The organism is Nocardia sp. NPDC024068 (genome assembly GCF_040638875.1).
GTDB lineage: Bacteria > Actinomycetota > Actinomycetes > Mycobacteriales > Mycobacteriaceae > Nocardia.
This window is the reverse complement of sequence record NZ_JBEZYU010000003.1, coordinates 32831-57428: the sequence shown is the minus strand read 5'-3', so window position 1 is coordinate 57428 and position 24598 is coordinate 32831. Positions and strand designations below refer to the sequence as shown.

The window sequence follows — 24598 nt, the reverse complement described above, 5'->3', positions numbered from 1 at the left end:
TGCCCGTCAAACCGGTTCGGCCGGAACGCAATAGCCGAACCGGTGGAGCCCTGCGCTACAGCGCCTCCCCGGCGTCGGCCGGCCGGGTGGCGCCGGTGAGGTACCGGCCGCCGGAAACCTGCTTCACCCCACGGCTCGCCGAGAACGGGCCGCGCCCGACACCACCCGGTTCAGCGCGCACGCACCTCGGCCGGGACACCCCAGCCCGCGCCGGTCCCGTCCACGTGACCGACCTCGGATTCCCACGGCACTCGGTACGTGCCGCCCATCAGGTCCCGCATGAATGTGTACGGGCAGTCACGTGCTCCGCCCTCGACGGCCGAGTATCCGCGGTGGCCGAGCTGGTAGATATTGTTCTCGACGCCCCAGCTCCGCCTGGCCTCGTCCGCGCGGGCCGGGACGACCTCCGCCGTGACCACCCGATCGGGTATCCCGTCCCCGTGCACCAGAACGGTGCCGTCGATATCGCAGACCATCGCCTCGCCCTGCGACCAGATGTTGTTCTGGTCCGGGCCGGCCAGAGCCACCGAGGCCGTATATGCCAGATTCTGGAAGGCGTTGGCCTGATTGGTGATCTGCCAGGCCTGCCGAATCGGGTAGGTGTAGCCCGCGGTCCGCAGAATCACGTTCGCACCCTTGTAGGCGGCCTCCCGCGCCATCTCGGGCAGCATGCCGTCGTGGCAGATGATCAGCGCCAGTGCGGACCCGGATGGGCCCTCACATACGGGGATGCCGAGGTCGCCGGGCGCCCACGGTTCGGCGGGCACCCAGGGATGCATCTTGCGGTAGTAGAGACGTTCACGACCGGTGTTGTCGATGATGATCCCACTGTTCCAGGGCGCCCCGTCCGGGTTCCGCTCCATGATGGAGAAGCAGCCCCACACATCGGCGTCGCGGCAGGCGTCGGCGAGCACCGTCATCTCGGGTCCGTCCCGGTCACACAGCAATGCGTTGTCCAGCCAGGTCTGCGGATCCAGCCCGTTGATGCTGTATTCCGGCATGAGCACCAGATCGATGGTGGGCATACCTCTCTTGGCGCCCTTCACGATGCCCGCCAGCCGCTCCGCGGTGGCTTTCAGATCGCCGGGTTCGCGGATCGTGGGTACCTGTGCCTGCACCAATCCCAGCACCAGCGCACCCGGTGTCGGATTGAGTCCGTCCAGTCCGGTCATCGTATGAGGTCGTCCTCTCGTGTTCCGCCGGTCGTGGACGCCCCGAGTTCGGGCCATCGGGAGTGCCACGGCCGTTCCTGTTCGAAGAGAGCGGCTGCCGCGAGTACTTCGGCGTCGCCCAGATGCGGCCCGACGATCTGCAGTCCGACAGGCAATCCGTCGCCGGTGAATCCCGCGGGGACCGATATCGCGGGTTGACCGGTCCAGTTGAAGATATTCAGGAATCCCAGCCAGCTTCCGGAATCCACCATCCGGCCGTCGATCAGCTCGGGCCCCTGTATACCGATCGGGAACGCGGGGACGGCCAGGCTCGGCGTGACCAGCAGGTCGTAGTTCCGCATGAACCGCCACAATTGGTTGACCACCCGCTTGCGCATCATCTGCGCGGTGGTGAATTCCTCTGCCGTCCAAGGCCGTTCGATCAGCTCGACCAGGTGGGGCGACATCCGGTCGCGATGGCGCGCCACCAGTCCGCGCATACCCACCAGGTCGCTGTCGGCCATGACGATCGGCCAGATATAGGGGCGCGGGTCGTCGATTCCGGGGTCGGCCTCGACCACCGTCGCACCCAGTTTCTCGAAGGCCTCGACCGCCGCCGCCACGGTCGATCGGACCCGCGGATCCACCGGGAGATAGCCGAGGTCCGCCGAGTAGGCGATTCTCTTGCCGGCCAGCCCCCGGGCCGGGCCCTCGGAAATCGCGCCGAGCCAATCGACGTCACCGGCGGGTAGCGAATGCCTGTCTCGCGGATCCGGGCCCGCGAGCACCGACATGAGCAGCGCCGTGTCCGCGACGGTGCGCGTCATCGGGCCGATGTGTTCGATGGTCTCCCAGCTCGACATTCCGGGGAATCGCTCGTCGCGGCAGCCCGGATAGAGCGGGACCCGCCCCATCGATGCCTTGAATCCGACCAGCCCGCACAGGGACGCGGGTATCCGGACCGACCCGCCGCCGTCGCTGCCCAGCGCGAGCGGCGACATACCGGTGGCCACCGCCACCGCGGAACCCGCCGACGACCCGCCGGGCGTCAACTCCGGGTTCCACGGATTGCGTGCCGTGGGCGACACCGGATTGTGGCCGACCGCGCTGTACCCGAACTCCGGAACGGTCGTCTTGCCCAGGATCACCGCTCCGGCGTTCTTGACCCGCTCCACGACGATATCGTCTTCGTCGGGAATCCAGTCCCCGTAGACGACCGTCCCGTTCCGGGTGGGCACCCCCGCGGTCGCTATCAAATCCTTGATGGCGATCGGCACACCTGCCAGCGGTCCCGGATCGTCACCACGCGCGAACGCGGCGTCCACCTCGGCCGCCTGCGCCCGCGCCATCGCATCGGTGCGTTCGACGAAGGCGTGCAGGCTGCCGTCGAGAGCGTCGACCCGGGCGAGCGCGCTCTCGACGACCTCGGCGGCGGTGACCTTCCCGGTGCGGATCGACGACGCGATCTCGACCGCGGATGCTCCCGCCAGGCCGGTGTCGGATGCGGTGGTCATTGCGTCACCCCGATTTCTGCTGTGCCGACGGCCGTGCTGCGGTTGATCCGGTCCGGGACGACCGCCTCGACGACGAGGTAGGCGACAGCCGCGCACACCATTCCGACGATGGCTTCGCCGAGTTGCGGCGCCCAGTGGTGCACCCCGTAGGCGCAGGCCGCGCCGATGGCCCAGGCGGCGAACGGCTGTACCCGGAAACCTGTGGGTGTCCGCGCGGCGGCGCGACGGGTGATCAGCTGATCCACGATGAGTACGGCACCGATCGAGGGCACGAAGATGCCGAGCAGGTTGAGCCAGGTGCCGAAATGGCTCCACACCCCGGCGAGCGCGATCACCACGCCGACGGCACCCAGCACGAGGGTCAGCAGCCGCATCTTCGACCCGGTGAGCTGGCTCCATCCGACAGCACCGTTGTACAGGCAATGCGCGCACACAGATCCGAGATTGACGAAGACGAAGACGACCGCGAGAGCCGTCAGCACCGGACCGTGTTCGGTGAGGATCGGCAGGAAGTCACCGCCGTTGGCGGCCGGATCGACCGCGGCGCCCGCGGCCACGATGATCGCGCCGACGACCATCGCGATGGTATTTGCGACGGGAAAGGCGCTGAACGCGGCGACAACGGCTTCCTTACCGCTGCGGGACCAGCGGGTGAAATCGGCGGTCATCGTTCCGGAATCGACGAATCCGGCGACGACGATGGTGATCGCCGCCCCCATCGACAGGACCGCGGCGTCACCGGAGCCTTGAAATGAAGTGATCGCGCCGATGCCGTCGGATCGTGTCGCGATCACGACGGCCACGATCCCGAGGGCGATGAACAACGGCGCCGCGATGAGACCGATGACGGTCAGCGCGCGGATACCGATGAAGGTGATGCCGATGTACAGGAGCCCGGCGACCAGGGCGAGGAGGGTGGCATTCCAGCCGAGTGAGGTTTCCAGGGTCGCTCCGGTCAACCCCGTCTGGAAGGCGAACCAGCCGATGACGACGGTCGACAGGAATCCCGCCACGATCTTCGCCCCGTTGCGCCCGAATGTTTCGGCCGCGCTGAGCGCGAAGTTCTTACCGGTTCTGCCCGCGAGGTAGGACAGCGAGCCGACATAGGCGAACAGGACGAGATTGCCGATCAGAATGGACAGGATGCCCTTCCAGAAGCCCAGACCGTAGGCGATGGTTCCGCCGAAGATGGCGGAGGTGAGGACCATCGGGAATCCGAACCACACCGCCGATACCGAGAATACGGAGCGCCGATGCGATGCGGGGACGGGTTCGTTCTCGAACTCCTCCTCGAGCCCACCGTGCTTCTCGTGCGCCACGGCGGGTGGTGTCTGGGTACGCGTTGTCATGCGGGTCCATCCTTTATCCAAAGAGATTCGCGCCGAAGCGCCCGAGATTCGCCCAGGTCACCGTTGACGTGGCGAATCGGTGATCAACCGGCCGCCGCGGACGTCGCCGGCGCCGGCCGCCGCGGACTCGCGGCCAGCTCCCAGGCGCGTGCGAAACGCAGCAGCGAGAGCTCGGACAGAGGGCGGCCCAGCACTTCCAGTCCGACCGGCAGCCCGGAATCGGTGAAACCGGCGGGGATGCTCATCGCCGGCAGCGAGGTCTGGGAGGCGATCACGGTATTCGTCGGAAAATCCAGGGCCGTCCAGCGGCCGGCTTCGAGGTCGGCGCGGGTGGGGGCCGGGACCTGAACCGTGGGGTAGACCAGGAAGTCGACGTCGGCCTCCGCCATCATCGCGACGAGAACGCGCCGCCATTCCTCCTGGCGTAACCGGCCTCGAAGGTAGGCCGGGTCGCCGTCGGGATCATCGGGGCCGGATACGAGATCGCCGAACAGATCCGTCAGCGGGTGGAAACGTCCGGCCGCGACGATCTCGTCCACCGAGGTGGCCGGGGCGCCGGGGCGCTGCGCCAAGAACTCGTTGATGTCCTTTCGGGAGCAGCGGGTGTAGAGGGATGTCTCCTCGATCCACGCCGCCAGATTCCCGAGGCGCAGCCCGTCTTTCACCGCGGTGCCGAGCCGGCCGAGATCGCCGATCGCCGTCCGCACGACGGCGTTCGTCCTCTCCTGGTCGGTTCCGGTACCGAAGGCGTCGGACAGCACCCCGATTCGGAAGCTACGCAGGGCGTCCGCGTTCACCTCGCCGACCGCGGCGGCATACGTTCCTATATCGGGGGAGGTGGCCGCGATACCGGTGTACGGGTCGGAGGAGTCGTACCCGGCGATGACGTCGAGGACGGCCGCCAGGTCGGTCACCGTTCGCGCCATCGGCCCCGGGGTGTCCTGGAAGTGCAGCAGCGGCGAGAAGCCGGTGCGGGGAATGAGTCCGGTGGTGACTCGCAGGCCGAAGAGATTGGTGAAGGACGCCGGTAGCCGGATCGATCCGCCGGTGTCCTCGCCGATGCCGACGAGGCACAGGTTCGCGGTCACCGCCGCCGCGGTCCCGGCGCTCGAACCGCCGGTATCCCTTTCGGTGTCATACGGGTTCTTGGTGTGGCCGGTGCGGGACGAGAACGAGAACCAGCCCGCGGCGAAATCACACAGAGCGGTTTTTCCCAGGATGACCGCGCCCGCGTCCCGGAGTCGTCGCACGACCGCGGCATCGACGTCGGGAACGTACTCGGCGAATACCTCGGATCCGAAGGAGGTCGGTATACCGCGTGTTTCCCCCTGGTCCTTGACCAGGACGGGAACACCGTGCAGCGGCCCGACGAGTTCGCCCGTGCGCGCGTACTGCTCGTCCAGGCGCGCGGCCTCCCGAAGGGCGGCCGGGTTGACCGTCACCACGGAGTTGATCCCGAGCCCGTCGGGGTTGCCGGCCGAGTCGATATCGTCGATTCGCGCCAGGTACCAGCCGGTGAGCTTCGCGCTGGTCGTCTCACCGCTCTCGATCATGCTGTGAAACGCATCGATCGACAGTTCTTCGTAGTTCGCGGCGGCTTCGGTAGCTGTTCCGTGGGGTGTGCCGAGCGCGCCGACAATGGCCTCCGCCGTTGTTTCGATGTGATAGCGGGTGGCATCGAGGAGCTCATCGAGTTTCCGGTCGACCATCAGCCGGAACATATGCTCGTGGTCCTGCCGCGCGTCGTCCAGATTGTGCGACGCCGAGGCGTAGATCGCCATGTACGGCTGGATCCGGTCCCAGATGTTGTTGATCAGTTCCATCAGGTAGCGGCTCTGGGCGTGGCCGTACAGGGTCTGATGGAAGGTGCGATTGAGTTCGCGCCAGACATCCGGGGTGATGCCGGGGTCGCCCATATCGTCGAGAACCGTCCGCATCGCGGCGATACCGTCCTCATCGAGACGCATCAGCGCCCATTCCGTGGCCAGTAATTCCAGAGTCGACCTGATGGCGAACAGCTGTCGGATCTCGTCCGCGTCGAGTGCCGCCACCGTGACCGCCCGCCGATCGAACGCGACCAGCCCCTCGAATTGCAGGCGCTTCAGCGCTTCCCGGGTCGGCATGGTCGAGACTCCGGCCGACTGGGCCAGCGACCGGATCGAGACACGGGTCCCGGGCTTGATGCGGCCGTCCAGAATCCTGCGGCGGACCTGCTGGTACACCGACTCCGCCATGGTCCGTTCCGTCGACTCCGCAGTCATGTGATATCACCTCACCTTCACCGACCAGCGTGATCACACCTTGGAAAGTGTGGCGCCGCGCGATGTCATGACTGTTCGGATTGCGTTACAGCCCGGTGACCGAGCCGCGGGCCGCGCACGGCCCGGGTCGGCGGGCGGGGCGGACGCGATCAGGCGACGGTGAGCACGTCGTCGAGGGTGACCAGCGCGAGGTTCCGTTCCCGGATGATGTCCACCAGCTGTCCGTAGCAGCGGGTGACGGGCGCGAAATTGGCGTGCCCGATGACGATCGTCTGCGGGTTGAAGTACTTGTGGGCGCATTCGATCAGATACTGCTCGGTGATCAGCCCGGAATCCGACAACGAGCCGTACCACATCACCGGAACCCGGTATCCGAGATCGGCGGCGACCCGGTCCACCCGGGCATTGTGGCGTCCGAACGGGGGACGATAGAAAGGAGCGCCGGTCACCCCGAAGGTGTTCTTCAGGAACAGTTTGCAGCGGGAGAGTTCGTCGGCGACGTCGATATCCGACAGCGACGTGAGGTCGGCGTGGTCCCAGGTGTGATTGGCGACCTGGATCTGGCCGGATTCCACCAGCGGCCGCAACTCGGCGCGGTGATCGATCCAGGCCGGGTAGTAGCCGGTGACGAAGAAGGTGAAGCGCGCACCGGTGTCCTTCGCGAACTTGATGTAGGCGCCCACGACCTCCGAACTCGCGCCGTCGTCCACGGTCAGCGCCATGCTGCTTCCGGGCCCGGGGAGCGCGGTGATGGTGGCGGGCGGAATCGGCGTTTTCGGGCCACCCGGAGGGGGCGGCAGCAGCGGCGGATCGACGGCCGCCGGGGCCACCGCTTCCGGCGCCGCCGGGGCTTCGGCCGCCGCGGGTTCACCCTGCGCCCGCTGGCAACCGGTGAGTGCCACCGCGGTCCCCGCGGCCAGTATCGACAACATCGAACGCCTGTCCATCGCCACCCCGATCACATCGACCCACGTAACCGAAAATGCCTTCCGACGTGCTCTGACGCAGGTGGGGACTCTACCGCCGGGCGCGGCGTGGGCGCGGGACCGCCACGCGCGACTTCTCCACCCGTCCGGGCGCACCAGCAGTACGACGCCGATCGTCGACTGGGCCACTGCCGGCGGCTGTGCCGATGTTTGTTTGGAGGTCTCCGAGGGCAACGAAACCGCTGAACGCCTCTATCACCGCCACGGCTTCCGCCGCACCGGCGTCACGGGAGCCGTCTCCCCCGGCGATCCGCGCCTGGAGTTCGAAATGCGGCTTACGCTATCGGCGAGCCGGTAGCACCTGGAGACGAGCTCCGGTCAGCGGGGGTCGAAATCCCCGGCCTTGGCCGCCCCGAGGAAAGCGTCCCATTGACCGGGGGCGAAGATCAGGGTGGAGCCGGACGGGTTCTTGCTGTCACGCACGGCGACCGAGCCTTGATCCAGGTGGGCAGCCTCGACGCAATCGCGACCCCCGTGGCTTCGTGAGCTCTTGAACCACCGCGCGTCAGATAACCCCATCATGGGCCGTCTCCTTCAGGGTTTTCACCATCCATTCCCTGGATGCCGACTCCGACAACGCTACACGCCGGATCATCGCGGCCTGGCGCATATATTCCGAGACTTCGGATTCACGTTCGATATACAACTCACCGACCAGTCCCTCGATGTGGACAGCGGGAGGCGCCAAGAGCCCGGAAGAGGCCAGCGGCGGAAACTCGAACAGGACGAAGCTGGCCACGAGCCCTACCGGTCTCGTTTCGCGGAACGGCAGGATTCGAACTTCGACCTCCGGTTTTTCGGACTGCTCGATCAGGTGTTTCAGCTGTTCGGCAATAACCGAAGGCGATCCAACTTGCTGCCGCACAACAGCTTCCGAGAGAAGTGCTTCGAATCGGAAATTTTCACTCCGGAGCGCGTTTCGCCGCTCAGCGAATAGGGCGAGTTGCCGCTCCACTTCATCCTGAGACCCGTTCGGAAGCATCGCCCAGGTGAGCGCACGACGGTACTCGCGTGTCTGGAGGAGGCCCGGCACCACTGCCGTCTGCCACGACGTCACATGGTTCGCGGCCTCCTCGAGCGCCAGATAGTGGTCGAAGCCTTGCGCGATGGCATCCGAATATGCCCTCCACCAACCCGAGCCGGATGCCGGACTCACCCGGATCTCCCGCGCCAGATCGAGCAGGAGTCGTCGCTCCTCATCTGTCGCCCGGTAGGCGTTGGCGAGAGCGTTGAGTGCCATATCGGTCACCTTGGTGATGCGGCCGTCCTCCAACCGGCCGTAGGACTGCGGACTGGTCTCGGCGATACGTGAAGCCTGTGCCTGGCTTATCTCGTTGCGCTCCCTCAGTTTTCGCAACTGCTGCCCCAGCGCGCGGCGCGGAAGCGTCGATCCCATGGCCATGATCGTTCCCCTTGCTAATCGGATGAGTGGAATATGGAATGCCCCGCGATGGAAGACGGGTGATTTCCGGCGAAAATATCCACGATGCCGCTGTGAATTGCGTTGCGGCAACGCTCTACTCATAGGGCGCCCGGTGCGGGCCCCTCCCCCAATGGCCCTGGGGGAACATCGACCCGATGCCTGGAGTGCGGAAGGCCGGTGGTCCGTATCGATCACGCCGACAGCGGTTTCGGACCCCGCACCGGGTGCGCACCAAGACTATGCCAGGAGCATCGCCGATGTGTCGAGCAATCGTGTATCTGAAAGCGGAAATGGTCGCGACGGCGGCCGCGCGAGAGAACCTGGAGGCCCAGTGCGGGCTACTCGCCGCCGCCCACGGATACCGGGTCGAGCAGGTCGTCCTCGCCGACCCGGGACAACCCCTCCCCTACACTCTCGACGAGGTTCTGAAACTCGGTCCACCTGCGCTGATCGTGCCCGCGGCCGCTCATATCGACAACCGGGTCGAGGACGTGCTCGAGCGCTGCGCGCTCATCGTCGGAACCCCTTACAGCTACCGGCACCGCAATTGCTCCGGTGGAGTGCGCGAAACCGGGATCGTCCACACACACTGATCGCCCCGCATCGGGAAACGCCTGTCGAGAGAAATCTTCGGGACAGAAATAGCCCCCGGCCCGTCCGGGCCGGGGGCTACGGCGGCGACGATTCAGTTCTTATTGCGTTTCGAGGTCGTGGACTTCGATTTCTTGCTCTTGGTCTTTCCGTCGCTGTCCGGCTCCCATTCGTAGCCGGGCGTACCTTTCTCACAATAGGAATTGTCGACTTTGGTGTCGGTGGCGTCGAATTCGCACCAGCGGTCGTTACTACAGGCGACCGAGCCGAGGCCGGCGGCGAGGGCGATGACCGTGGTGCAGGTCAGGGTGCGCAGACGGGTGCGGGAGGACATGTTCTCTCCTGGAAGTGGCAAGTAGGGGTCGAGTGGCGGCGGGAGGTCAGGGGGTGGTCAGGCGGAGGCGGGCGAGCACCGCACGGTGGTCGGAGCCCGGGACGGTGAAAGTACTGATGTGCTCGGTGGTGCCGCTCGAGACGAGTATGTGATCGATTCCGATCACCGGACCCCAGGATCGGTCCGCCGGATAGGTGAGCAACCGGCCCGCCCCCGCCTGATCCGCGGCGGCGGCGAAATCACCGCTCACCAGCTGCCGGAACGCGGCATGGTCGCTGGTCGCGTTGAAATCCGCACCGACCACGGCGAGCCCCTCGGTGCCGCGCAGGAGCGTATCGACGGCACGCATCTCGCCCAGCCAGGCGGCGTGGTCGATGTTCGGAGGCAGCGGGTGGAAGGCGAACACCGTGACCGGGCCGAGGTCCGGGTGAGTAAGAGTCGCGGAAAGATTTCCGAGGACGAATTCCTGATGGCGCACGGTATCGGAGAGGGGGAAGCGGCTGTAGATTCCGGTGCCGCCGCCTCCGGCCCCCGGATCCAGGTAGTGGTGGGGCAATAGGGAATCGAGTCCGGCGGCGCTCAGATTCGCCACCGCGGAGTCGGTGAGTTCGTTCACCGTGAGCACATCGACCTGCCGGTCGCGCACAGCCGCCACCACGGTGCCCGCGTCGGCGCCACCGAACAGCAGGTTCGACTGCAATACGGTCAGCCCGGCGCCCGACCCGGTGGCGGCACGTCCGTCCGGCACGAACAACGGCACTTGGGTCCACAGCACACCGATGAGCACGATCCCGGCCGCGACGGCGCTGCGCCGGCCCCGGGCGGCGACGAACAACACCAGCGCGGCGAGTGCGCCGAGCATCAGGTACGTGGCCCCGGAGGCCAGCAGAATCAGCTCCCGCCGCTGCCATCCACCGAGATAGAGCACGATCCCGAGCATCCCGGCCAGCAGCGCACACCACCCCGCGCCGAGCACCACCCGGCGGACAACCTTGTGCGTCATACCGGCAAACCTATCGGGCCCGCTCGAGAAAACCTTTCGGGAACCTTGCGGCCACCCCGGGTCCCGGCTCAGCTCGAGTTCGTATGCGCCGGGACCGGAACGGCGGCACGGCGGGCCGACGCGGAGGCGAAGCGGGGAATGTATCGGTACATCACCGCCGCCCCCGTCACCGACACCACACCCAGCCCGGCGACCGCCGCCCCCAGCGCCACCACCGTCGCGGCGGCGCCGGCGGTCAGCGGGCCCAGGAACATCCCGAAATCGTGGGTGAGCCGCCAGGCGGCCAGGAACTCGGCGCGGGTCGCGGCCGGGGCCACATCGGCGCCGAGGGTCATGATGACGCCGTTACCGAACCCGTTGCCGATACCCATGATCACCGCCACCGCCCCGAGCGACCACATATCGTGGGCGAAGGGCAGCAGGAAGTACGAGAGCGCGATGATCAGCAGCGAGGGCACCGCGATGAAGCGGCGGCCGTAACGGTCCATCAGCTGACCGGCCGGATACGAGCACAGCAGATCGAAGGCCGCGCCGACACCGAACAGCAGCGACGCCGAGGCGGCGTCGAGGCCGATATGGTCGGCCCACAGCGGCAGTGCCGCCTCACGCGAGGCGCGCGCCGCGCCCATCAGCATCGATCCGGCGCCCAGGGTGGCCAGCAGTCCGCGATGGCGGCGCAGGATCGCCGCGAGCGATACCCCGCCGGTGGATGCGCCGGGAGCACGGGGCGGGTCCGGGACCCGCGACATCAGATACCCGGAAACGATCACACCCGCCAGCTGCACCGCGAATCCGCCGCGGGTCCCGAGACCGAGGATCACCAGCGCACCTACGAACGGGCCGACCAGGAAACCCAGCCGCCACATCAGCGCGAAGGTCGCCATCGCGCGGGCCCGCATCTCGACCGGGACCACTTCCGCGAGATAGCTCTGCCGGGCCAGACCCCATACAGCATTGGACACCCCGGTCAGCAGGGCGCCGAGCGCCAGGACGGCCGGAGTCCAGGCCAGCAGGGAGAGCAAGACACCGATGGTGCCGATCGCGGAGCCGGCGATGATCGAACGGCGTTCACCGAATCGGGCCACCACCCGCCCCGCCGGGAGATCTCCCAGTACCGCGCCGAGCCCGACCAGCGCCACGATCACCCCGGCGGTCCCCACCGAGGCGCCGAGGTCGCGGGCGGTGAGCGCGATGACCGGTGATCCGGCGCCCTGGCCGATTCCGAATACGGCGGAGGGCAGGAAGACGGTGGGCAGCAGGGGGCGCAGGGTCGTCCAGGTAGACGTCATGGGTTCGGCTGATCCGACCGGTCACCGCTGCGCGATCGCCTGCCCGTCCGGTCCGGCGTTCCCGGGATAGGTGCCGTTGTTCCGGGCCAGGAAATCGTCGCGGACGATATATGTGCCGCACGCCGATACGAGCGAGACGGCCGCGAGCAGCGAGACGATCGGGGCCGGCACACGTTTACGCATGGCGTGATGATGGTGTCCGCACCGAGGTCACGGGAGGTTTGCGCTACCCCCGATTCCAATCGTTGTCCGGCACCGGCCGTGGTTGCAGCCTGGCATTCGGCACCGTGGTCCGCGAACGAGCACCGGCGCGCGACCGCCACCGCATACGGAGCGAGGGTTGATATGACCGACGTAATCGATATGACCGCCGATGTTCTGGTGGTCGGCGGCGGACCCGCCGCCACGTGGGCCGCCCTGCGCGCCGCCCGGCTCGGAGCCGATGTGGTGCTGGTCGACAAGGGCTACTGCGGCACCAGCGGCGCCACCGCATCGGCCGGCACCGGGGTCTGGTACGTTCCGCCGGACCCGCTGGAGCGCGAGGCCGCGATCGCGAGCCGGGAAAGCCTGGGCGGCTACCTCGCCGACCGCCGCTGGGCGGCCCGGGTCCTCGACGAGACCTACGACCGGTTGAACGAGCTGGCCGAGGTAGCCCGCTTCCCTTTCCCGGTGGGCCCCGACGGAAAGCAGCTGCGCAACGGGCTGCAGGGTCCGGAGTACATGCGGCGGATGCGGATTCTGGTGCGCCGGGCCGGGGTGCGGATCCTCGACCACAGCCCGGTCACCGAACTGCTGGTGGACGCCGACGGGGCGGTCGCCGGGGCGGCGGGGCACCGGCGGCAGGCCGGCCAGGACTATCGGGTGCGCGCCGGGGCGGTGGTCCTGGCGACCGGTGGCTGCGCGTTCCAGTCCAAAGCCCTCGGCTGTGATGTGAACACCGGTGACGGCGCCCTGTTCGCGGTGGAGGCCGGCGCGGAACTGTCCGGGATGGAATTCTCCAACGCCTACGGCATCGCCCCTGAAGGGACCTCGGTGACCAAAACCGCGTTCTACCAGTTCGCTACCTTCTACCGCGCCGACGGCAGCGTGCTCGAAGGCGCGAGCGGGCGGCAGCGGTCGCCCATCGCCGCGGAACTGTTGCGCGACAAGGTGTTCTGCCGTCTCGACCGCGCCGACGAGCCCGCTCGCGCCGCGATGCGCCGGGCCCAGCCGAATTTCTTCCTCACCTTCGACCGGCTCGGTATCGACCCCTTCGCCGATAAATTCGCCGTCACCCTGATCGCCGAGGGCACCGTGCGCGGCACCGGCGGTATCCGGATCACCGGCGACGACTGCGCCACCACGGTCCCGGGCCTGTACGCGGCCGGTGACGCCGCCACCCGCGAACTCATCTGCGGCGGTTTCACCGGCGGCGGTAGCCACAACGCCGCGTGGGCGATCTCGTCCGGGAACTGGGCGGGTGGCGGCGCCGCGCGCTACGCCCGGTCCCAGGGCCCCTGGGCCTCCGTCAGGGCGGCGACCGCTATCGGCGATGCGGGCGCCCGCCCGGAGATCTCCGCCACCGCCGACGCCCGCGAGATGGTGGCCGCCGTACAACGTGAGGTGCTGCCCTATGACAAGAACTATCTGCGCCACGGCGGCGTTCTCGCCGAATCGCTGGTGACCCTGGACGGAATCTGGTCCGGGATCCGCGAATCCCTCGGCGGTGACGGCGCGCACCGGGTGCGCACCCGCCAGGCCGCCGCCATGGCCGCCCACGCCCGCTGGATGTACCGGACGGCACTGGCCCGCACCGAAACCCGGGGCATGGCCAAACGCCTCGACTTCCCCGACCTGGACCCGGGCCAGCACTACCGGCTGATCACCTCCGGGCTCGACCGCATCGATGTGCGCCCGGAACACGCGGCGGTTCCGGCGGGGGTGGCGTCATGATCGAACTGGTTTCCGCGCAGCGGTGCATCGCCTGCGATAAATGCATCGCCGTCTGCCCGACGAACGTTTTCGACCGCGGCGCCGACGGTATCCCCGTCGTGGCCCGGCACAGCGACTGCCAGACCTGCTTCCAATGCGAGGCCAACTGCCCCGCCGACGCACTCTTCGTCTCCCCCAGGACGACCCCCGACCCCGAGTCCGCGGACCAGCAGGAACTCATCCGAAACGGCCTCCTCGGCAGCTACCGCGCCCGGATCGGGTGGGGCAAGGGCCGAAAGCCCGGAACCCTCGACGCCGTCGGTCCCGCCCTCCAGCCGAACGGGTCACCCCTCACCAGCTGACGACCACGGTGACGGGCGGGTCTCCGAACCCGCGCCTGACACCGGCTGCCGTCGGAGCACCTGCTGATCGACCGCGCGAACCTGCTGGGTCCGCGTCCGGTGGTCCTGACTACACCGACGGTTCTGCTGCCGATCGAGCGTTCGGGTCGGCGCACAGCCGTGTGACCAGATCCGTCCACACTCCCGGATGGGTCGCCCACACGTTGTGGGCGGCCCCGGGCAACTCCTCGAACCGGCCGCCGGGTACCAGGGCGGCGAGCTGGCGCAGTGGCCACGACGGGCGGATATCGTGTTCCGGGGCAACGAAGGTCATCGGGACCGGGGAGTCGGCGAGGCGGCGGAACAGGTCGGGTTCGTGGATCCACTCCACGAACGCCGCGGTCAGCGCCGCATGAACTTCCGGCTCCCACTCGATCTCGATATCGGCCTCCTGGTGCTGTGCGGCATGGTATGCCTGCGACCACGTCCGGTCCTTGTGCAGCCCGTGCCCGGCGATCCCGATCACGGAAGCGACGCTGTCGGGGTGGTCCAGCGCATAGCGCACCGCGAGGTCGGAGCCCCAGGAATGACCGAGCACCGTCCACCTGCGGATGCCCGCGGCCGCCCGCACCGACTCCAGGTCGGCGACCGCGCGGGCGAGGTCGTGCGGTCCGCCCTCGGAGCGGGCGACCCCGCGCGGGTCCGGGTACCACGCCCGCATTCCGCGCGGGGCCAGGATTTCGTCCGCGAGGTAATGGACGCAGCCCGGCCCGCCGGACAGCACCACGACGTCCGGGCCGTCTCCCGTGACTCCGACGTGCAGTAGGGTCCCGTCGTCGGCGGGCACCGAATCGGACCTCACCTCGCCGCCAGGCCGCGGAGCGCGAGGTCCATCTGATGCCTCAGTGCGTCCGGATCGGGCGTCAGCTGGGCTATGCGGATCAGGCCGAGTAGTTGGTAGGCGATATCGCGCGCGGTGACGTCGGGCGCGAGGGTGCGGTCGGCCCCGGAGCGGCGCACGGCCTCCAGCCCGATCTCGGTGAGATGCGCGAGGCAACGCTCCAGGTCCGCATCCGTGGGCGGCCCGGCAGCGAGAACGTCGATCATCGCCTGGTTGCCCGTGAGCTGGGCCAGGGTCGTCGTGAAGAACTCTCGCAGACCGTCGATCGCCGACAGCTCGTCGGGCAGGGTCGCACCCGCGAGATCGGCGAGATCGGTCCCGGTGACGGCTCGGACCAGGTCTTCGCGAGTGGGGAAATGGCGGTAGAGAGTGCCGATCCCGACCTCCGCCGCCGCCGCGACAGCACGCATATCCACCGATATCCCGCTGCCCCGGAACGCTTCCCGCGCGGCCACCAGGATCCGTTCCCTGTTCACCACCGCGTCCCGGCGCGGTTTCCGGTCCTCTGCCATCACCTCACTATAGCGATTCGGAACAGAGGTTCCGCTTCCCTGGTACCTTTATCCGGAACACATGTTCCGGAAAGGTTGAGAAATGAGAACAGTCGTCATCACCGGCGGTACCGACGGTATGGGTGCGGCACTGGTCCGGCACCACCTCGGGGCAGGCGACCGGGTGGTCGTCATCGGGCGCAGCCGGGCGAAATTCGATACGTTGCGCGGTACCGCGACCGGCGAGGCCGCCGGGCGGGCCGAATTCCTCGGGGCCGACCTCTCCTCCGTCGCGGAGAACCGGCGCGTGATCGAACGATTGCGGGCCGATCACGAGCGGATCGACGTGCTGGTTCTCGCGGCGTCGTTCATCCGGCAGCGCCGCCACGTGACCCTCGAAGGCCGCGAAGCCTCCTGGGTGCTGTTCTTCGTCTCGAAATACCTGTTCGTCACCGGCCTCGCCGACCTCCTGCGCGCCGCCGAACGCCCGATCGTCGTCAACACCGCCGTCCCCGGAGCGCGCGCCGGCGCCATCGACTTCGACGACCTCGAGCTGAGCCGCGGCTTCACCTTCGCCCGATCCAACGCGCAGCAGCGGCGGGCCAACGAACTACTCGGACTCCTCGCCGTCACCCGCAACCCGGATCTGGCGTATGTGACATGGGGTCCCGCCCGGCTCGTGCGGTCGAGTTTCGCGGGCGAGGTCGGATTCGCCATGAAGCTCGGCGCCACCGTATTCGGCCGTCTCGCCGGGCAACACCCCGACGCGGCCGTGGCTCCGATCATCGCCCTGATCGACGACCCCGTTCCCGGCCGCAACGCCTACCGCGGCCCGAAACGACGACCACTCGTCACCGGACCCGACGATCGAGCGGCGATCACCCGCCTGGCGGAGGCGGTGGACGGCAGCCTGGTGTGAACGCGACCGCCGGCCGATGCCCTCAGCCAGAGGCGCCGGGCCGCTCGGTGATCGCGATCCCCACCGACCCGTCCGCGCCCCGGAACAACTTGTGCCCGCGAATGGCGATCCTCCCGATGATGCCGTACTTCCGGCTCACGACCTCCCGGGTGCGTTCGGTTCCGGCGGCATCCAGGATCTGGGCGGTGCCGGTGAGGATCTCCCCGCCCTCCGGGCGCCCCCTGCTGTCCGAGATCTGCAGCGTCACCTCCGGATTCCGGCGGACCCGCTTCACCTTCCAGGAGGTCGGATTGGTCCACACCAGCAGCTTGTCGCCGTCCGGCGCCGCCCAGACCGGGGTGCCGACGGGTGAACCGTCCTTCTTGTAGGTGGTCAGCAGAACGTACTTGGCCTGCACCAACTGGTCCCAGCTCATTGCTCTACGGTAGGCCCACGACCGGCATCGGTCACGGAACACACCGACACCGGGCGTCGCCTTCCGCCGTTCGCTAAGCTCGGCGAGTACAACCACAAATGGGACAAATGGGGGGTGTCGTGCTTCAGGCTGACATTGATCAAATCCGGGCTCTGACCGGTAAGTTGAGGGGTGTGGCGGATACCGTCGACGGGATAGATGTCCGGACCAAGGCCGCGGAACTTCCCGCCGCCCTGCCCGATTCGCCGAATGAGGTCGTATCCGGGATCCCCCAGGCGCTGGAACAGGCGGCGGAGTTCGTCGAGGGCGCCTACCTGCGTGCGGCGCAGCGGTACCGGCAGGTCGCCACCGTGTGCACCCAGTGCACCGACCGTATGGAGACCACCGACGGCCAGTTCTCCGATCAGCTGAACGCGCTGGATGTGCACCGTGCTTAAGCGTTCGACCGTCGCGGCCTGGAATTTCGACACCGTCCGCGCCTGGGTCGGGACCCTCGTCGATTCCCGCACCCAACTGATGACCGAAGCCGACAACACGCTGAAACACTTCTCCGACCTCGGCACCACATGGACCGGGCTGGCCTACGACGCCGCATACGATCGGGTCGCCCAGGATCACGACCAGGTCCGCAAACTCTCGCTCGAGATCGACGAACTGGTCACCGTGGCCAACCAGGAGATCGGATCGGTCGAATCGCATCTGCGGGTCGTCCAGGGCAAGGTCGCCGATGCCCAGGCCCTGGGGATGACGATCGACGACGCCTGGAAGGTGATGGACTACGAGAACGTCGACGCGGAAACCCGGAAAGCGCATCAGGATCTGATCAATTCTGCCTTCTGGGCGTTCGAGAACGCGGTGAGCCAGGCGGCGAAGAATATTTCCGAACAGGCGGTCGAGATCCGCTCCGCCGGCGACCTCCTCGGCTCCGGTCTCGACGTCGCCGACGCCGACACCCAGGCGGCGCGATTCGGCAAAGACGACGGCACCGCACTCGCCGAAGCCGTGAAAGCCGGCGACCAGCAGGCGATCGACCAGATCCTGGCCCAGATGCCGCAACCCGTGCTCACTCAGTTCGAGCTCGACGCCCTCGCCCGCGGCGAAGAGATCAGCACCATGCCCGCCGGCACCCAGGACTACTACAAAGCGTTCTTCAACGAAGCCGGGAAAGACGGCATCCTCGGTCTCAACGAGCATCTGCTCAACAAAGAACGCGCCGGCGACCTCACCGCCGCGAGCCAGCGCGACGGACTGGCCAACGCGCTGCTGGCCACGACCAACGAAAAGGTCGGCACCAACACCGGCAGCAAAGGCGCCTACCAGAACCTCCCGCCCGACGTTCAGCAACTCCTCGCCATGCGCCCCGGTGAGAACAATATGGACGGCCCGCTCGAGGTCGGCGAACACTACCGGGAGGTCAGCGCCCTCGGCGAGCTACTCGGGCAATCCAGTCCCGGTATGGAGCCCGGTCATCAGATGGGCGTCGAGATGGGCCGCCAAAGCCAGGATATGGCCGCCTACCTCGACAATGTGAAAGCCAATATGGGCGGCACCATGCCGCCCGGCTTCATGGACGGGGACAAGGAAGCCATGGAGAACGGCGCCCAATCCCTGCTCGGCGTAGCTACCCGCAACGAAGACACCAGCTACTCGCTGCTCACCGGCAACGATATGCCCCCGGCCACCGACCCGGGTAACGGCGAGAAACCCCAGCCCTTCGACCCGGAGGAGTTCCGCAAGGAGGTCTTCGGGCACGAATGGAACGACGACGGCGACGCGGCGTCGAACCTGCTGGGGTGGATCGCGGAGGACACCCACAAGGAAGGCCCCGAAGGGGATCGGGCCCGGGAAACACTGGTCGAGCTGCCCAACTACTTCGCGCCCGAGGGCAATCCCTCCGATGACTCGGAGTCCGGACGCAACCCTCTCAAAGACGGTGTGTACGAGAAGTACGTCGAAGCAATGAACACCAACCCGAAGATCGCCGACACCCTGGCCCAGGTGATGGGCACCAATATCGACTCCCATATCGATCCCGGCGTCTTGGAGACCGGGATCAACGACTTCGGAGCTCCGGTGATGACGGTCGAGGATTCCAACCGGCTGCTGTTCCTCGCCAGCCAGTCGGAAGGGGGAAGGTTGATCCTGGAGGTGGGACGCCAGGACTACGAAACCCAGATGCTGACCCGGGCACTCAACGAAAACCCCGGCAATCCCAAGGAATGGCTGGGCATCAACGCACCGGAACTGGCGAGCCTCGACGGGCGCTACACGAGCGCCATCACCAATGCCCTGACCTACCAGGACCAGCAGGCCGTCGACGAGAACAACGCCGCCAAGCAGGAAGCCTGGCAGAACCGCCAGAACGCGGCCGAAATCGTCAAGTCGCTCACTCTGGACAACCTCGAGATCCCCGGTAAGAGTCCCGTCGGAGTCGTTGCCAACGAGGTCGTAGGAGTGATCAAGGACGAGGGCTTCGACGCGGCCATGGCGAAATGGAATCCCGAGCCCTCCGAGGAGAGCGTGGTATTTCCGGAGAAAGCCCAATTGGGTGCGGTGACACAGAACCGAGTCGAGCAGCAACTCTTCCAGATCCTGCATGAACAGGGGCGTTTGCCGGAATACGGTCTCGACTCGAAAGGTAATCAGGTGCCATTCATAGGTTCGGACGGCCAGCCCGTCGACACCAGCGAACTCACGGGACCCTCACGGGTCGCGGTGAACCAAATGTTCACCGATCTCGGCCTGCAGGAATTCGTCCAGGACTATTCGAGAGACTACTCCGGAGAGCTTGAAAGCGGCTTGGCTGTAGAGCCCGGCGACGTCGAGCAGTACATAACCGGCAAGGCCCCGACCAAATGAGCCATTCGCTTCTACGCAGAATATTCGCGGTAGCCCTTTCCGCGGCAGCGGGGATAGCGGCAGTCGGATGTTCGGCGGACGAGCCGGTGTCTGCACCCCCGGCCACCACAACCCGCATCGCGATACCCGAAACTTTCGATCCGTGTGAAGACATCTCGGATGCTTTCATCGATGCCCGAGGCTTCGAAGAGCCGGTTCATCTGGGCAACCGCGACCGCCCGATCTATGTCGCCGGACGGGGCCGGGGAATCGGTTGCCAGTTCACGAATCGAGCCGAATACAGCGTGGACATCACCGTCAGCAATGCCGCTCTGGGCACGGACGGGCCCGCACCGGATGCCGAGTTTCGATCCACTCGGATCGGTGGCCGCGCGGCGGAGGTCGTCCACCCCCAGGACATCGAGGGCAAGAGGTCGATTTCGATCTACAGTTGCCTGCTGCTCGTAGAGATGGCGGGTGGCTCGCTGCACATGTCGTTCAATGGGTACGAGATCGAGTACGACATGGACACCGCCTGCGCCCACCTCACCGAACTCGCCACCGAGGTGGTCGCCATGCTCCCACCCGGCAGCTGAACGGCCGGCCGTAACGTCCCCCCGCCCACCACCGACGATCACGGTGACACAGAAGGAGCCTTCATGATGAAGAGCACGATCGTTACCGCCGCACGAGTCGCGGCAGCAGGTGTTACCGGTCTGGCCTTCGCCGCGATCGTCGGCTCCGGCACCGCGCAGGCGGCGCCGCAGGATTGTGTGGTCCAGCGGGATCTCTTCGGTGCGTCGGCGACGTGCCATCCGGACGGCGGAAGCAACTACGTTCTGCACGTCGACTGCGTCGGACTCTATGCCAGTGGACCGTTCCCGCTGTACGCGGTCGGGCCGTATTACGCGCTAGGCTACCCGTTCACACCGGCGGGCCAGCGGATCACCGCGGGCTGCACGGGGATGGGTCCCGGCGTCGTCGCGGTGGCCACGAACGCCTATGTCGAGATCTACCGCGGCTGAAATCCCGCATCGCACAAGCTGTCCCGGTTGTGCCGGCCGCGACGATCGCGGCGTCGACGGCCGGGCCCACGCCTGTACGGGCGCCCGGCGGCGCGGGATTCGCCGCGGCCGGGCGGGGACGCAGCAGGAGCAGGCCGACCAGTGCGCCCGCCACGCAGAAACCCACGCTCACCCACGCCCCCATCGACACCGCGCCGGCGAACGCCGCCTTCGCGTCGGCGGTGTAGCCCAGTTCGAGGGCGGCACCGATGGATTCGCGAGCGGCCGAGGGGGCCTCGGCGGGCATCCGGGAGGTGAACACCTCGGCCAGCACACTGCCCAGTATCGCGATACTCAGCGCCACCCCGACCTGCTGCAAGGTGTCGTTCAGCGCGGATCCCACCCCGGCGTGCCGCAGTGGGACGGCGTTCAGTACCGCCGCATAGCCGGCCGGTCCGGCGAGGCCCCCGCCCATACCCATGATCAGCATGCCGGTCAGTACCCACAGATAGCCGGTGCCCGTGGCCAGTACGGTGAAGCCCACCGCCATCACCGACAGGCCCGCCACCATCAGAGTGGCGTTCGTGAGGTTCCTGCCCAGTGTCGCGCCGATGCCGTTGCACACCGCGCCCGCCAAGGCGTAGGGCAGCAGCGCGAGACCTGCCTTCATCGGACCGAAGCCGAGTACGAACTGCAGATACTGGGTAAGCATCAAGGTCACCGCGCCCATCCCGAACACCATCAGCAGTACGGTGGCGCAGATCCCGGTGAATTCGCGGTTCGCGAACAGGTTCAGCGGCAGCATCGGATGGTCCCGGCGCCGCTCCCACAGCACGAACGCGGCAGCCGTCATGGCCGCCAGGCCCACGACGACGGGGTTCCCTTCTCGTTCGATGATCAGATACACCGCCGAGGTGAGGGCCACGACCGACAACACCACGCCCACACCGTCGATCGGACTCCGCTCCCCGGCGGTCTCCGGCATCAGCACCAGCGCGGCGGTGATGGCCAGCCCGACCACCGGAATGTTGAGCAGGAACACCGAACCCCACCAGTAATGCTCCAGCAAGAGCCCGCCCAGTACCGGACCGGCCACGATACCCAGGATCGAGACGGCCGACCAGACGGCGAGGGCCATCCGGCGCTCGCTCTCGTCGAAGGTCGTCATCAGGATCGACAGCGTCGACGGCATCAGCAGGGCACCGCCGACGCCCATGATCACCCGGGAGGAGATGAGCTGCCACGGTTCGTCGGCCGAGACCGCGGCCAGGGAGCCCGCGGCCAGCACGATCAGGCCGAGGATCAGCATGCGCCGCCGGCCGAAGCGGTCCGACAGGCTGCCCGCGGTGAGCAGCAGACCGGCGAAGACCAGCACGTAGGAGTCGAGAATCCACTGGATATCCGATGGGGTGGCGTCCAGTTCGCGGATCAGCGACGGAATCGCGATGGTCAGGACGGTGCTGTCGATCATCAGCACGAGCAGTGCGAGGCACAGCGCGCCGAGGATCAACCACCGGCGCGATTCTCGTACAGTGTTCGAGGTCACTCGCACACTGTACGACTGAATCGAACAGTGTGCGAGTGTGAGTTAGGATCGACGGGTGACGAACCAGTTCGGCTCCGTATGGACCCGCGCACCCCGTCGGCCCAGAACCACGGGATTGAGCCGGGACCAGATCGTCCGGGCCGCGGTGACACTGCTGGACAAAGAGGGGCTCGACGCGCTGAGCATGCGCAAACTCGGCTCGGAACTCGGCGCGGGCGCCACCAGTCTCTACTGGCATGTGGCGAACAAGAACGAACTTCTCGAGCTCGCGCTGGACGAGATCTGGGGGCTGGTCGGCGAGGCCGGGTCCGATCCGGCCGCCGGGCTGCGGGACCTGCTCACCACCTACGCCCACAACCTCCGCGCCACCCTGCTGGCCCACCCCTGGTCGGCGACGCTCATCGGACAGGTGCCCAGTATCGGGCCACAGGCGTTCCGGGTCGGCGATCGGTTGCGGCGGGCCTTCGCGGAGGCGGGATTCCAGGGCGCGGACGCCTATCTCGCGAGCGGAACCGTGACGAGTTTCGTGGTGGGACAAGTGGTTCCGATGATCGCGATGGAACACGCCCACGGTGGTCCCGTGGACCGTGAAACGGCGATGCGGCTGCTGGAGCAGGTGAGCGCGGACTATCCGGAGATACGTGCCGATTACCGCGTGCTCGTGCCCGAGGGTAATACGCTGGGTTTCGATTTCGGGCTGGGATGCGTCCTGGACGGATTGGAGGCCAGGCTGCGCGCGGCGACCGATGCCGGGCGTGCGGCCTCGTCCGCGTCCGCTCGCCGCTGACCCGGACGGCACGACGACGGCGACGCGAGAGGGAGCTGTGACCGACGACGAGTTCCTGGACCATATCGCCGACCGGCTGGCCGGATTGCCCGGCGTGCGCGCCGTGACCCTCGGCGGTTCCCGCGCCCAGGGCACCCACGGTTCGGACAGCGACTGGGATTTCGCCCTCTACTATCGCGATCGGTTCGACCCGGCCGATCTGCGTGCGGTCGGCTGGCCGGGCGAGGTCTCCGAACTCGGCGCGTGGGGCGGAGTGTTCAACGGTGGCGCGTGGCTGACGGTGCAGGGCCGCCCGGTCGATGTGCACTTCCGCGATCTGACGGTGATCGAACACGAGATCGCCGAGGCGGAGGCCGGGCGTTTCCGCTGGGAGCCGCTGGCGTTCCACCTCGCGGGCATCCCGAGCTATCTGGTGGTGGGTGAGATCGCCACCGCCCGGGTGCTGCGCGGATCGCTGCCGGACCCCGCCTTTCCCGAGGCCATGCGTACCGCCGCGCCGCCGGTCTGGCGGCGGCAGGCGGCGCTGACCCTGCGCTACGCGCGCTCGGCCTATGCCGCGCGGGGGCGGGTCGCCGAAACCGCCGGCCTCCTGGCGACCGCGGCCATGCAGACCGCGCACGCGATCCTGGCGGCGCGTGGTGAGTGGGTCACCAACGAGAAGCGCCTGCTGGAGCGGGCCGGGTTACGCGGGCTGGACGCGATCATCGGCGGGTCGGCGGCGGATCCCGAACTGCTGATCCGGCAGGTCGACGCCGCTCGGGCCTTGTTCGGGGAAGCGGATTCCGGGTAGGCCGGACGGCGAACAGGGCCGGTTACGGTACGGTCACGACAAGATCGAACATCACAGGTTCGGTAAGAAGGATCTCGCGAGTGTGGAGTTCCGGCATATCGGCCCTAGAGTCGCGGGGGGCCGGTGCCGTAGCGCGAAACGCGAGCGTGACCGGCAGACCGGACAGGTGTCACCGCGGACGCCGAATCGACTCGACCGGCCGGGGGCGGAAGCACCCGGTGGGCGACGACTCTCGAAGGAATCTCCGATGATGAAAACCGTTGTTGCCGCCGCGGCAGTGATTCTGCCGATCGTCCTCGCCGCCCCGGCTCTCGCGGAGCCCACCCCGATCGTCCCGGTGCCGCCGGCTGCATCGGTGGATGAAGCCGTGGCCTCCGGTCCGCTCGGCAGCACCTTCGATGTCCGCACCGGCGGCGATATGGCGGTAACCGTGCGGCCCTCCGACGCCGCGGTGCCGCCGCGCGCCGACGGACAGTCCGTGCTGGTGTACGAGGTGGCCGCCGAGCAGACGGGGGGTCAGCCGTTCTTCCTGCCGACCCTCGATATGCGCATGGTGATGCAGGACGGCGCGAAGGTGTACCCGTTGACGGGTGTATCCGGCGAGTACCCGTCCGGGTTCATCGCGCCGGGGCAGCCGCGCAGCGGGCTGGTGGCGTTCGGGGTGAACGCGGGACAGGTTCCGAAGGAGGTCGTGTTCGCCACGGCCGACGATGTCGTGCAGGGTGCCTGGCGGGTCGGATAGCGACCGGGCCGC

26 protein-coding genes are annotated in these 24598 nt (G+C 67.5%); 11 read left to right on the top strand and 15 right to left on the bottom strand.

From position 1 onward, the window contains the following. Positions 1-170: 170 nt before the first annotated feature. The 7 genes from AB0F41_RS05445 to AB0F41_RS05415 form a co-directional block, all read right to left on the bottom strand. Positions 171-1172 (bottom strand): formamidase, encoded by a 1002-nt coding sequence (locus AB0F41_RS05445; protein WP_357421492.1) that lies wholly within the window; start codon positions 1170-1172, stop codon positions 171-173. Further along, positions 1169-2665, bottom strand: coding sequence for an amidase (locus AB0F41_RS05440; protein WP_357421491.1), 1497 nt, complete (start codon positions 2663-2665; stop codon positions 1169-1171). The genes AB0F41_RS05445 and AB0F41_RS05440 overlap by 4 nt, the downstream gene beginning before the upstream one ends. Then, a complete protein-coding gene (locus tag AB0F41_RS05435) occupies positions 2662-4014 on the bottom strand; it encodes a cytosine permease (protein WP_357421490.1) in 1353 nt (450 codons plus the stop codon). The genes AB0F41_RS05440 and AB0F41_RS05435 overlap by 4 nt, the downstream gene beginning before the upstream one ends. A gap of 83 nt (positions 4015-4097) precedes the next feature. Next, complete coding sequence (locus tag AB0F41_RS05430; protein WP_357421489.1) at positions 4098-6275, bottom strand: amidase family protein; 2178 nt, start codon at positions 6273-6275, stop codon at positions 4098-4100. Positions 6276-6424: 149 nt separating this feature from the next. Continuing rightward, positions 6425-7222, bottom strand: a complete 798-nt coding sequence (locus AB0F41_RS05425; RefSeq protein WP_357421488.1) for a polysaccharide deacetylase family protein — start codon at positions 7220-7222, stop codon at positions 6425-6427. Between the two features lie 357 nt (positions 7223-7579). Beyond that, a complete protein-coding gene (locus AB0F41_RS05420; protein WP_357421819.1) occupies positions 7580-7780 on the bottom strand; it encodes a DUF397 domain-containing protein in 201 nt (66 codons plus the stop codon). Next, on the bottom strand, positions 7767-8663 hold the full coding sequence (locus AB0F41_RS05415) for a helix-turn-helix transcriptional regulator (protein ID WP_357421487.1): 897 nt from the start codon (positions 8661-8663) through the stop codon (positions 7767-7769). Before AB0F41_RS05415 ends, AB0F41_RS05420 begins: the two co-directional genes overlap by 14 nt. Positions 8664-8941: 278 nt before the next feature. Between AB0F41_RS05415 and AB0F41_RS05410 the strand changes: the two genes are divergently transcribed. After that, a complete protein-coding gene (locus AB0F41_RS05410; RefSeq protein ID WP_357421486.1) occupies positions 8942-9277 on the top strand; it encodes a hypothetical protein in 336 nt (111 codons plus the stop codon). Between the two features lie 92 nt (positions 9278-9369). Here the strand turns inward: AB0F41_RS05410 and AB0F41_RS05405 are convergent, their stop codons facing one another. The 4 genes from AB0F41_RS05405 to AB0F41_RS05390 all read right to left on the bottom strand — a co-directional run bounded on the left by AB0F41_RS05405 (position 9370) and on the right by AB0F41_RS05390 (position 12084). Further along, positions 9370-9609, bottom strand: coding sequence for a hypothetical protein (locus AB0F41_RS05405; RefSeq protein ID WP_357421485.1), 240 nt, complete (start codon positions 9607-9609; stop codon positions 9370-9372). Between the two features lie 46 nt (positions 9610-9655). After that, entirely contained in the window at positions 9656-10612 is a 957-nt protein-coding gene (locus AB0F41_RS05400) for an endonuclease/exonuclease/phosphatase family protein (RefSeq protein WP_357421484.1), read from the bottom strand. Positions 10613-10680: 68 nt separating this feature from the next. Next, positions 10681-11901 (bottom strand): MFS transporter, encoded by a 1221-nt coding sequence (locus AB0F41_RS05395; RefSeq protein ID WP_357421483.1) that lies wholly within the window; start codon positions 11899-11901, stop codon positions 10681-10683. Between the two features lie 21 nt (positions 11902-11922). Further along, a complete protein-coding gene (locus AB0F41_RS05390; RefSeq protein WP_357421482.1) occupies positions 11923-12084 on the bottom strand; it encodes a hypothetical protein in 162 nt (53 codons plus the stop codon). A 162-nt stretch (positions 12085-12246) separates the two neighbouring features. Here AB0F41_RS05390 and AB0F41_RS05385 point away from each other — a divergent pair, with 162 nt between their 5' ends. Further along, on the top strand, positions 12247-13833 hold the full coding sequence (locus AB0F41_RS05385; RefSeq protein WP_357421481.1) for an FAD-binding protein: 1587 nt from the start codon (positions 12247-12249) through the stop codon (positions 13831-13833). Further along, positions 13830-14174, top strand: a complete 345-nt coding sequence (locus tag AB0F41_RS05380) for a ferredoxin family protein (RefSeq protein ID WP_357421480.1) — start codon at positions 13830-13832, stop codon at positions 14172-14174. The genes AB0F41_RS05385 and AB0F41_RS05380 overlap by 4 nt, the downstream gene beginning before the upstream one ends. A gap of 109 nt (positions 14175-14283) precedes the next feature. Here the strand turns inward: AB0F41_RS05380 and AB0F41_RS05375 are convergent, their stop codons facing one another. Beyond that, positions 14284-15000: an alpha/beta hydrolase gene (locus AB0F41_RS05375; protein ID WP_357421479.1), complete on the bottom strand. Its 717-nt coding sequence runs from the start codon at positions 14998-15000 to the stop codon at positions 14284-14286. Positions 15001-15011: 11 nt separating this feature from the next. Beyond that, positions 15012-15566 (bottom strand): helix-turn-helix domain-containing protein, encoded by a 555-nt coding sequence (locus AB0F41_RS05370; RefSeq protein WP_357421478.1) that lies wholly within the window; start codon positions 15564-15566, stop codon positions 15012-15014. Between the two features lie 82 nt (positions 15567-15648). Between AB0F41_RS05370 and AB0F41_RS05365 the strand changes: the two genes are divergently transcribed. Next, positions 15649-16464, top strand: a complete 816-nt coding sequence (locus AB0F41_RS05365; RefSeq protein WP_357421477.1) for an SDR family NAD(P)-dependent oxidoreductase — start codon at positions 15649-15651, stop codon at positions 16462-16464. Positions 16465-16486: 22 nt separating this feature from the next. Here AB0F41_RS05365 and AB0F41_RS05360 read toward each other — a convergent pair whose 3' ends face one another. Beyond that, the gene (locus AB0F41_RS05360) at positions 16487-16879 is read right to left on the bottom strand and encodes a PPOX class F420-dependent oxidoreductase (protein ID WP_357421476.1); all 393 of its coding nucleotides are present in this window, start codon (positions 16877-16879) and stop codon (positions 16487-16489) included. A 173-nt stretch (positions 16880-17052) separates the two neighbouring features. Here AB0F41_RS05360 and AB0F41_RS05355 point away from each other — a divergent pair, with 173 nt between their 5' ends. From AB0F41_RS05355 to AB0F41_RS05340, 4 genes are all read left to right on the top strand, one after another. Next, positions 17053-17316 carry a hypothetical protein gene (locus tag AB0F41_RS05355; RefSeq protein WP_357421475.1) on the top strand — a complete coding sequence of 88 codons (264 nt, stop codon included), beginning with the start codon at positions 17053-17055 and terminating at the stop codon, positions 17314-17316. Continuing rightward, positions 17309-19738, top strand: a complete 2430-nt coding sequence (locus tag AB0F41_RS05350) for a hypothetical protein (protein ID WP_357421474.1) — start codon at positions 17309-17311, stop codon at positions 19736-19738. Before AB0F41_RS05355 ends, AB0F41_RS05350 begins: the two co-directional genes overlap by 8 nt. After that, the gene (locus AB0F41_RS05345) at positions 19735-20313 is read left to right on the top strand and encodes a DUF3558 domain-containing protein (protein WP_357421473.1); all 579 of its coding nucleotides are present in this window, start codon (positions 19735-19737) and stop codon (positions 20311-20313) included. The genes AB0F41_RS05350 and AB0F41_RS05345 overlap by 4 nt, the downstream gene beginning before the upstream one ends. Positions 20314-20376: 63 nt before the next feature. Next, positions 20377-20742 (top strand): hypothetical protein, encoded by a 366-nt coding sequence (locus AB0F41_RS05340; RefSeq protein WP_357421472.1) that lies wholly within the window; start codon positions 20377-20379, stop codon positions 20740-20742. Here the strand turns inward: AB0F41_RS05340 and AB0F41_RS05335 are convergent. After that, positions 20663-22267: an MFS transporter gene (locus AB0F41_RS05335; RefSeq protein WP_357421471.1), complete on the bottom strand. Its 1605-nt coding sequence runs from the start codon at positions 22265-22267 to the stop codon at positions 20663-20665. The two genes, AB0F41_RS05340 and AB0F41_RS05335, sit on opposite strands and share 80 nt — an antisense overlap. 55 nt (positions 22268-22322) lie before the next feature. On the opposite strand from AB0F41_RS05335, the gene AB0F41_RS05330 reads away from it, so the two are divergent. The 3 genes from AB0F41_RS05330 (at position 22323) to AB0F41_RS05320 (ending at position 24586) form a co-directional block, all read left to right on the top strand. Beyond that, the gene (locus tag AB0F41_RS05330) at positions 22323-23054 is read left to right on the top strand and encodes a TetR/AcrR family transcriptional regulator (RefSeq protein WP_357421470.1); all 732 of its coding nucleotides are present in this window, start codon (positions 22323-22325) and stop codon (positions 23052-23054) included. A 37-nt stretch (positions 23055-23091) separates the two neighbouring features. Next, entirely contained in the window at positions 23092-23844 is a 753-nt protein-coding gene (locus tag AB0F41_RS05325) for a nucleotidyltransferase domain-containing protein (protein WP_357421469.1), read from the top strand. A 247-nt stretch (positions 23845-24091) separates the two neighbouring features. Continuing rightward, on the top strand, positions 24092-24586 hold the full coding sequence (locus tag AB0F41_RS05320; RefSeq protein ID WP_357421468.1) for a hypothetical protein: 495 nt from the start codon (positions 24092-24094) through the stop codon (positions 24584-24586). Positions 24587-24598 lie beyond the last annotated feature (12 nt).

Coding starts and splice junctions, on each gene's coding strand:
- AB0F41_RS05445 (WP_357421492.1), bottom strand. CDS start 1,172: ATGACCGGACTGGACGGACTCAATCCGACACCGGGTGCGCTGGTGCTG.
- AB0F41_RS05440 (WP_357421491.1), bottom strand. CDS start 2,665: ATGACCACCGCATCCGACACCGGCCTGGCGGGAGCATCCGCGGTCGAG.
- AB0F41_RS05435 (WP_357421490.1), bottom strand. CDS start 4,014: ATGACAACGCGTACCCAGACACCACCCGCCGTGGCGCACGAGAAGCAC.
- AB0F41_RS05430 (WP_357421489.1), bottom strand. CDS start 6,275: ATGACTGCGGAGTCGACGGAACGGACCATGGCGGAGTCGGTGTACCAG.
- AB0F41_RS05425 (WP_357421488.1), bottom strand. CDS start 7,222: ATGGACAGGCGTTCGATGTTGTCGATACTGGCCGCGGGGACCGCGGTG.
- AB0F41_RS05420 (WP_357421819.1), bottom strand. CDS start 7,780: ATGGGGTTATCTGACGCGCGGTGGTTCAAGAGCTCACGAAGCCACGGG.
- AB0F41_RS05415 (WP_357421487.1), bottom strand. CDS start 8,663: ATGGCCATGGGATCGACGCTTCCGCGCCGCGCGCTGGGGCAGCAGTTG.
- AB0F41_RS05410 (WP_357421486.1), top strand. CDS start 8,942: ATGTGTCGAGCAATCGTGTATCTGAAAGCGGAAATGGTCGCGACGGCG.
- AB0F41_RS05405 (WP_357421485.1), bottom strand. CDS start 9,609: ATGTCCTCCCGCACCCGTCTGCGCACCCTGACCTGCACCACGGTCATC.
- AB0F41_RS05400 (WP_357421484.1), bottom strand. CDS start 10,612: ATGACGCACAAGGTTGTCCGCCGGGTGGTGCTCGGCGCGGGGTGGTGT.
- AB0F41_RS05395 (WP_357421483.1), bottom strand. CDS start 11,901: ATGACGTCTACCTGGACGACCCTGCGCCCCCTGCTGCCCACCGTCTTC.
- AB0F41_RS05390 (WP_357421482.1), bottom strand. CDS start 12,084: ATGCGTAAACGTGTGCCGGCCCCGATCGTCTCGCTGCTCGCGGCCGTC.
- AB0F41_RS05385 (WP_357421481.1), top strand. CDS start 12,247: ATGACCGACGTAATCGATATGACCGCCGATGTTCTGGTGGTCGGCGGC.
- AB0F41_RS05380 (WP_357421480.1), top strand. CDS start 13,830: ATGATCGAACTGGTTTCCGCGCAGCGGTGCATCGCCTGCGATAAATGC.
- AB0F41_RS05370 (WP_357421478.1), bottom strand. CDS start 15,566: ATGGCAGAGGACCGGAAACCGCGCCGGGACGCGGTGGTGAACAGGGAA.
- AB0F41_RS05365 (WP_357421477.1), top strand. CDS start 15,649: ATGAGAACAGTCGTCATCACCGGCGGTACCGACGGTATGGGTGCGGCA.
- AB0F41_RS05360 (WP_357421476.1), bottom strand. CDS start 16,879: ATGAGCTGGGACCAGTTGGTGCAGGCCAAGTACGTTCTGCTGACCACC.
- AB0F41_RS05345 (WP_357421473.1), top strand. CDS start 19,735: ATGAGCCATTCGCTTCTACGCAGAATATTCGCGGTAGCCCTTTCCGCG.
- AB0F41_RS05340 (WP_357421472.1), top strand. CDS start 20,377: ATGATGAAGAGCACGATCGTTACCGCCGCACGAGTCGCGGCAGCAGGT.
- AB0F41_RS05320 (WP_357421468.1), top strand. CDS start 24,092: ATGATGAAAACCGTTGTTGCCGCCGCGGCAGTGATTCTGCCGATCGTC.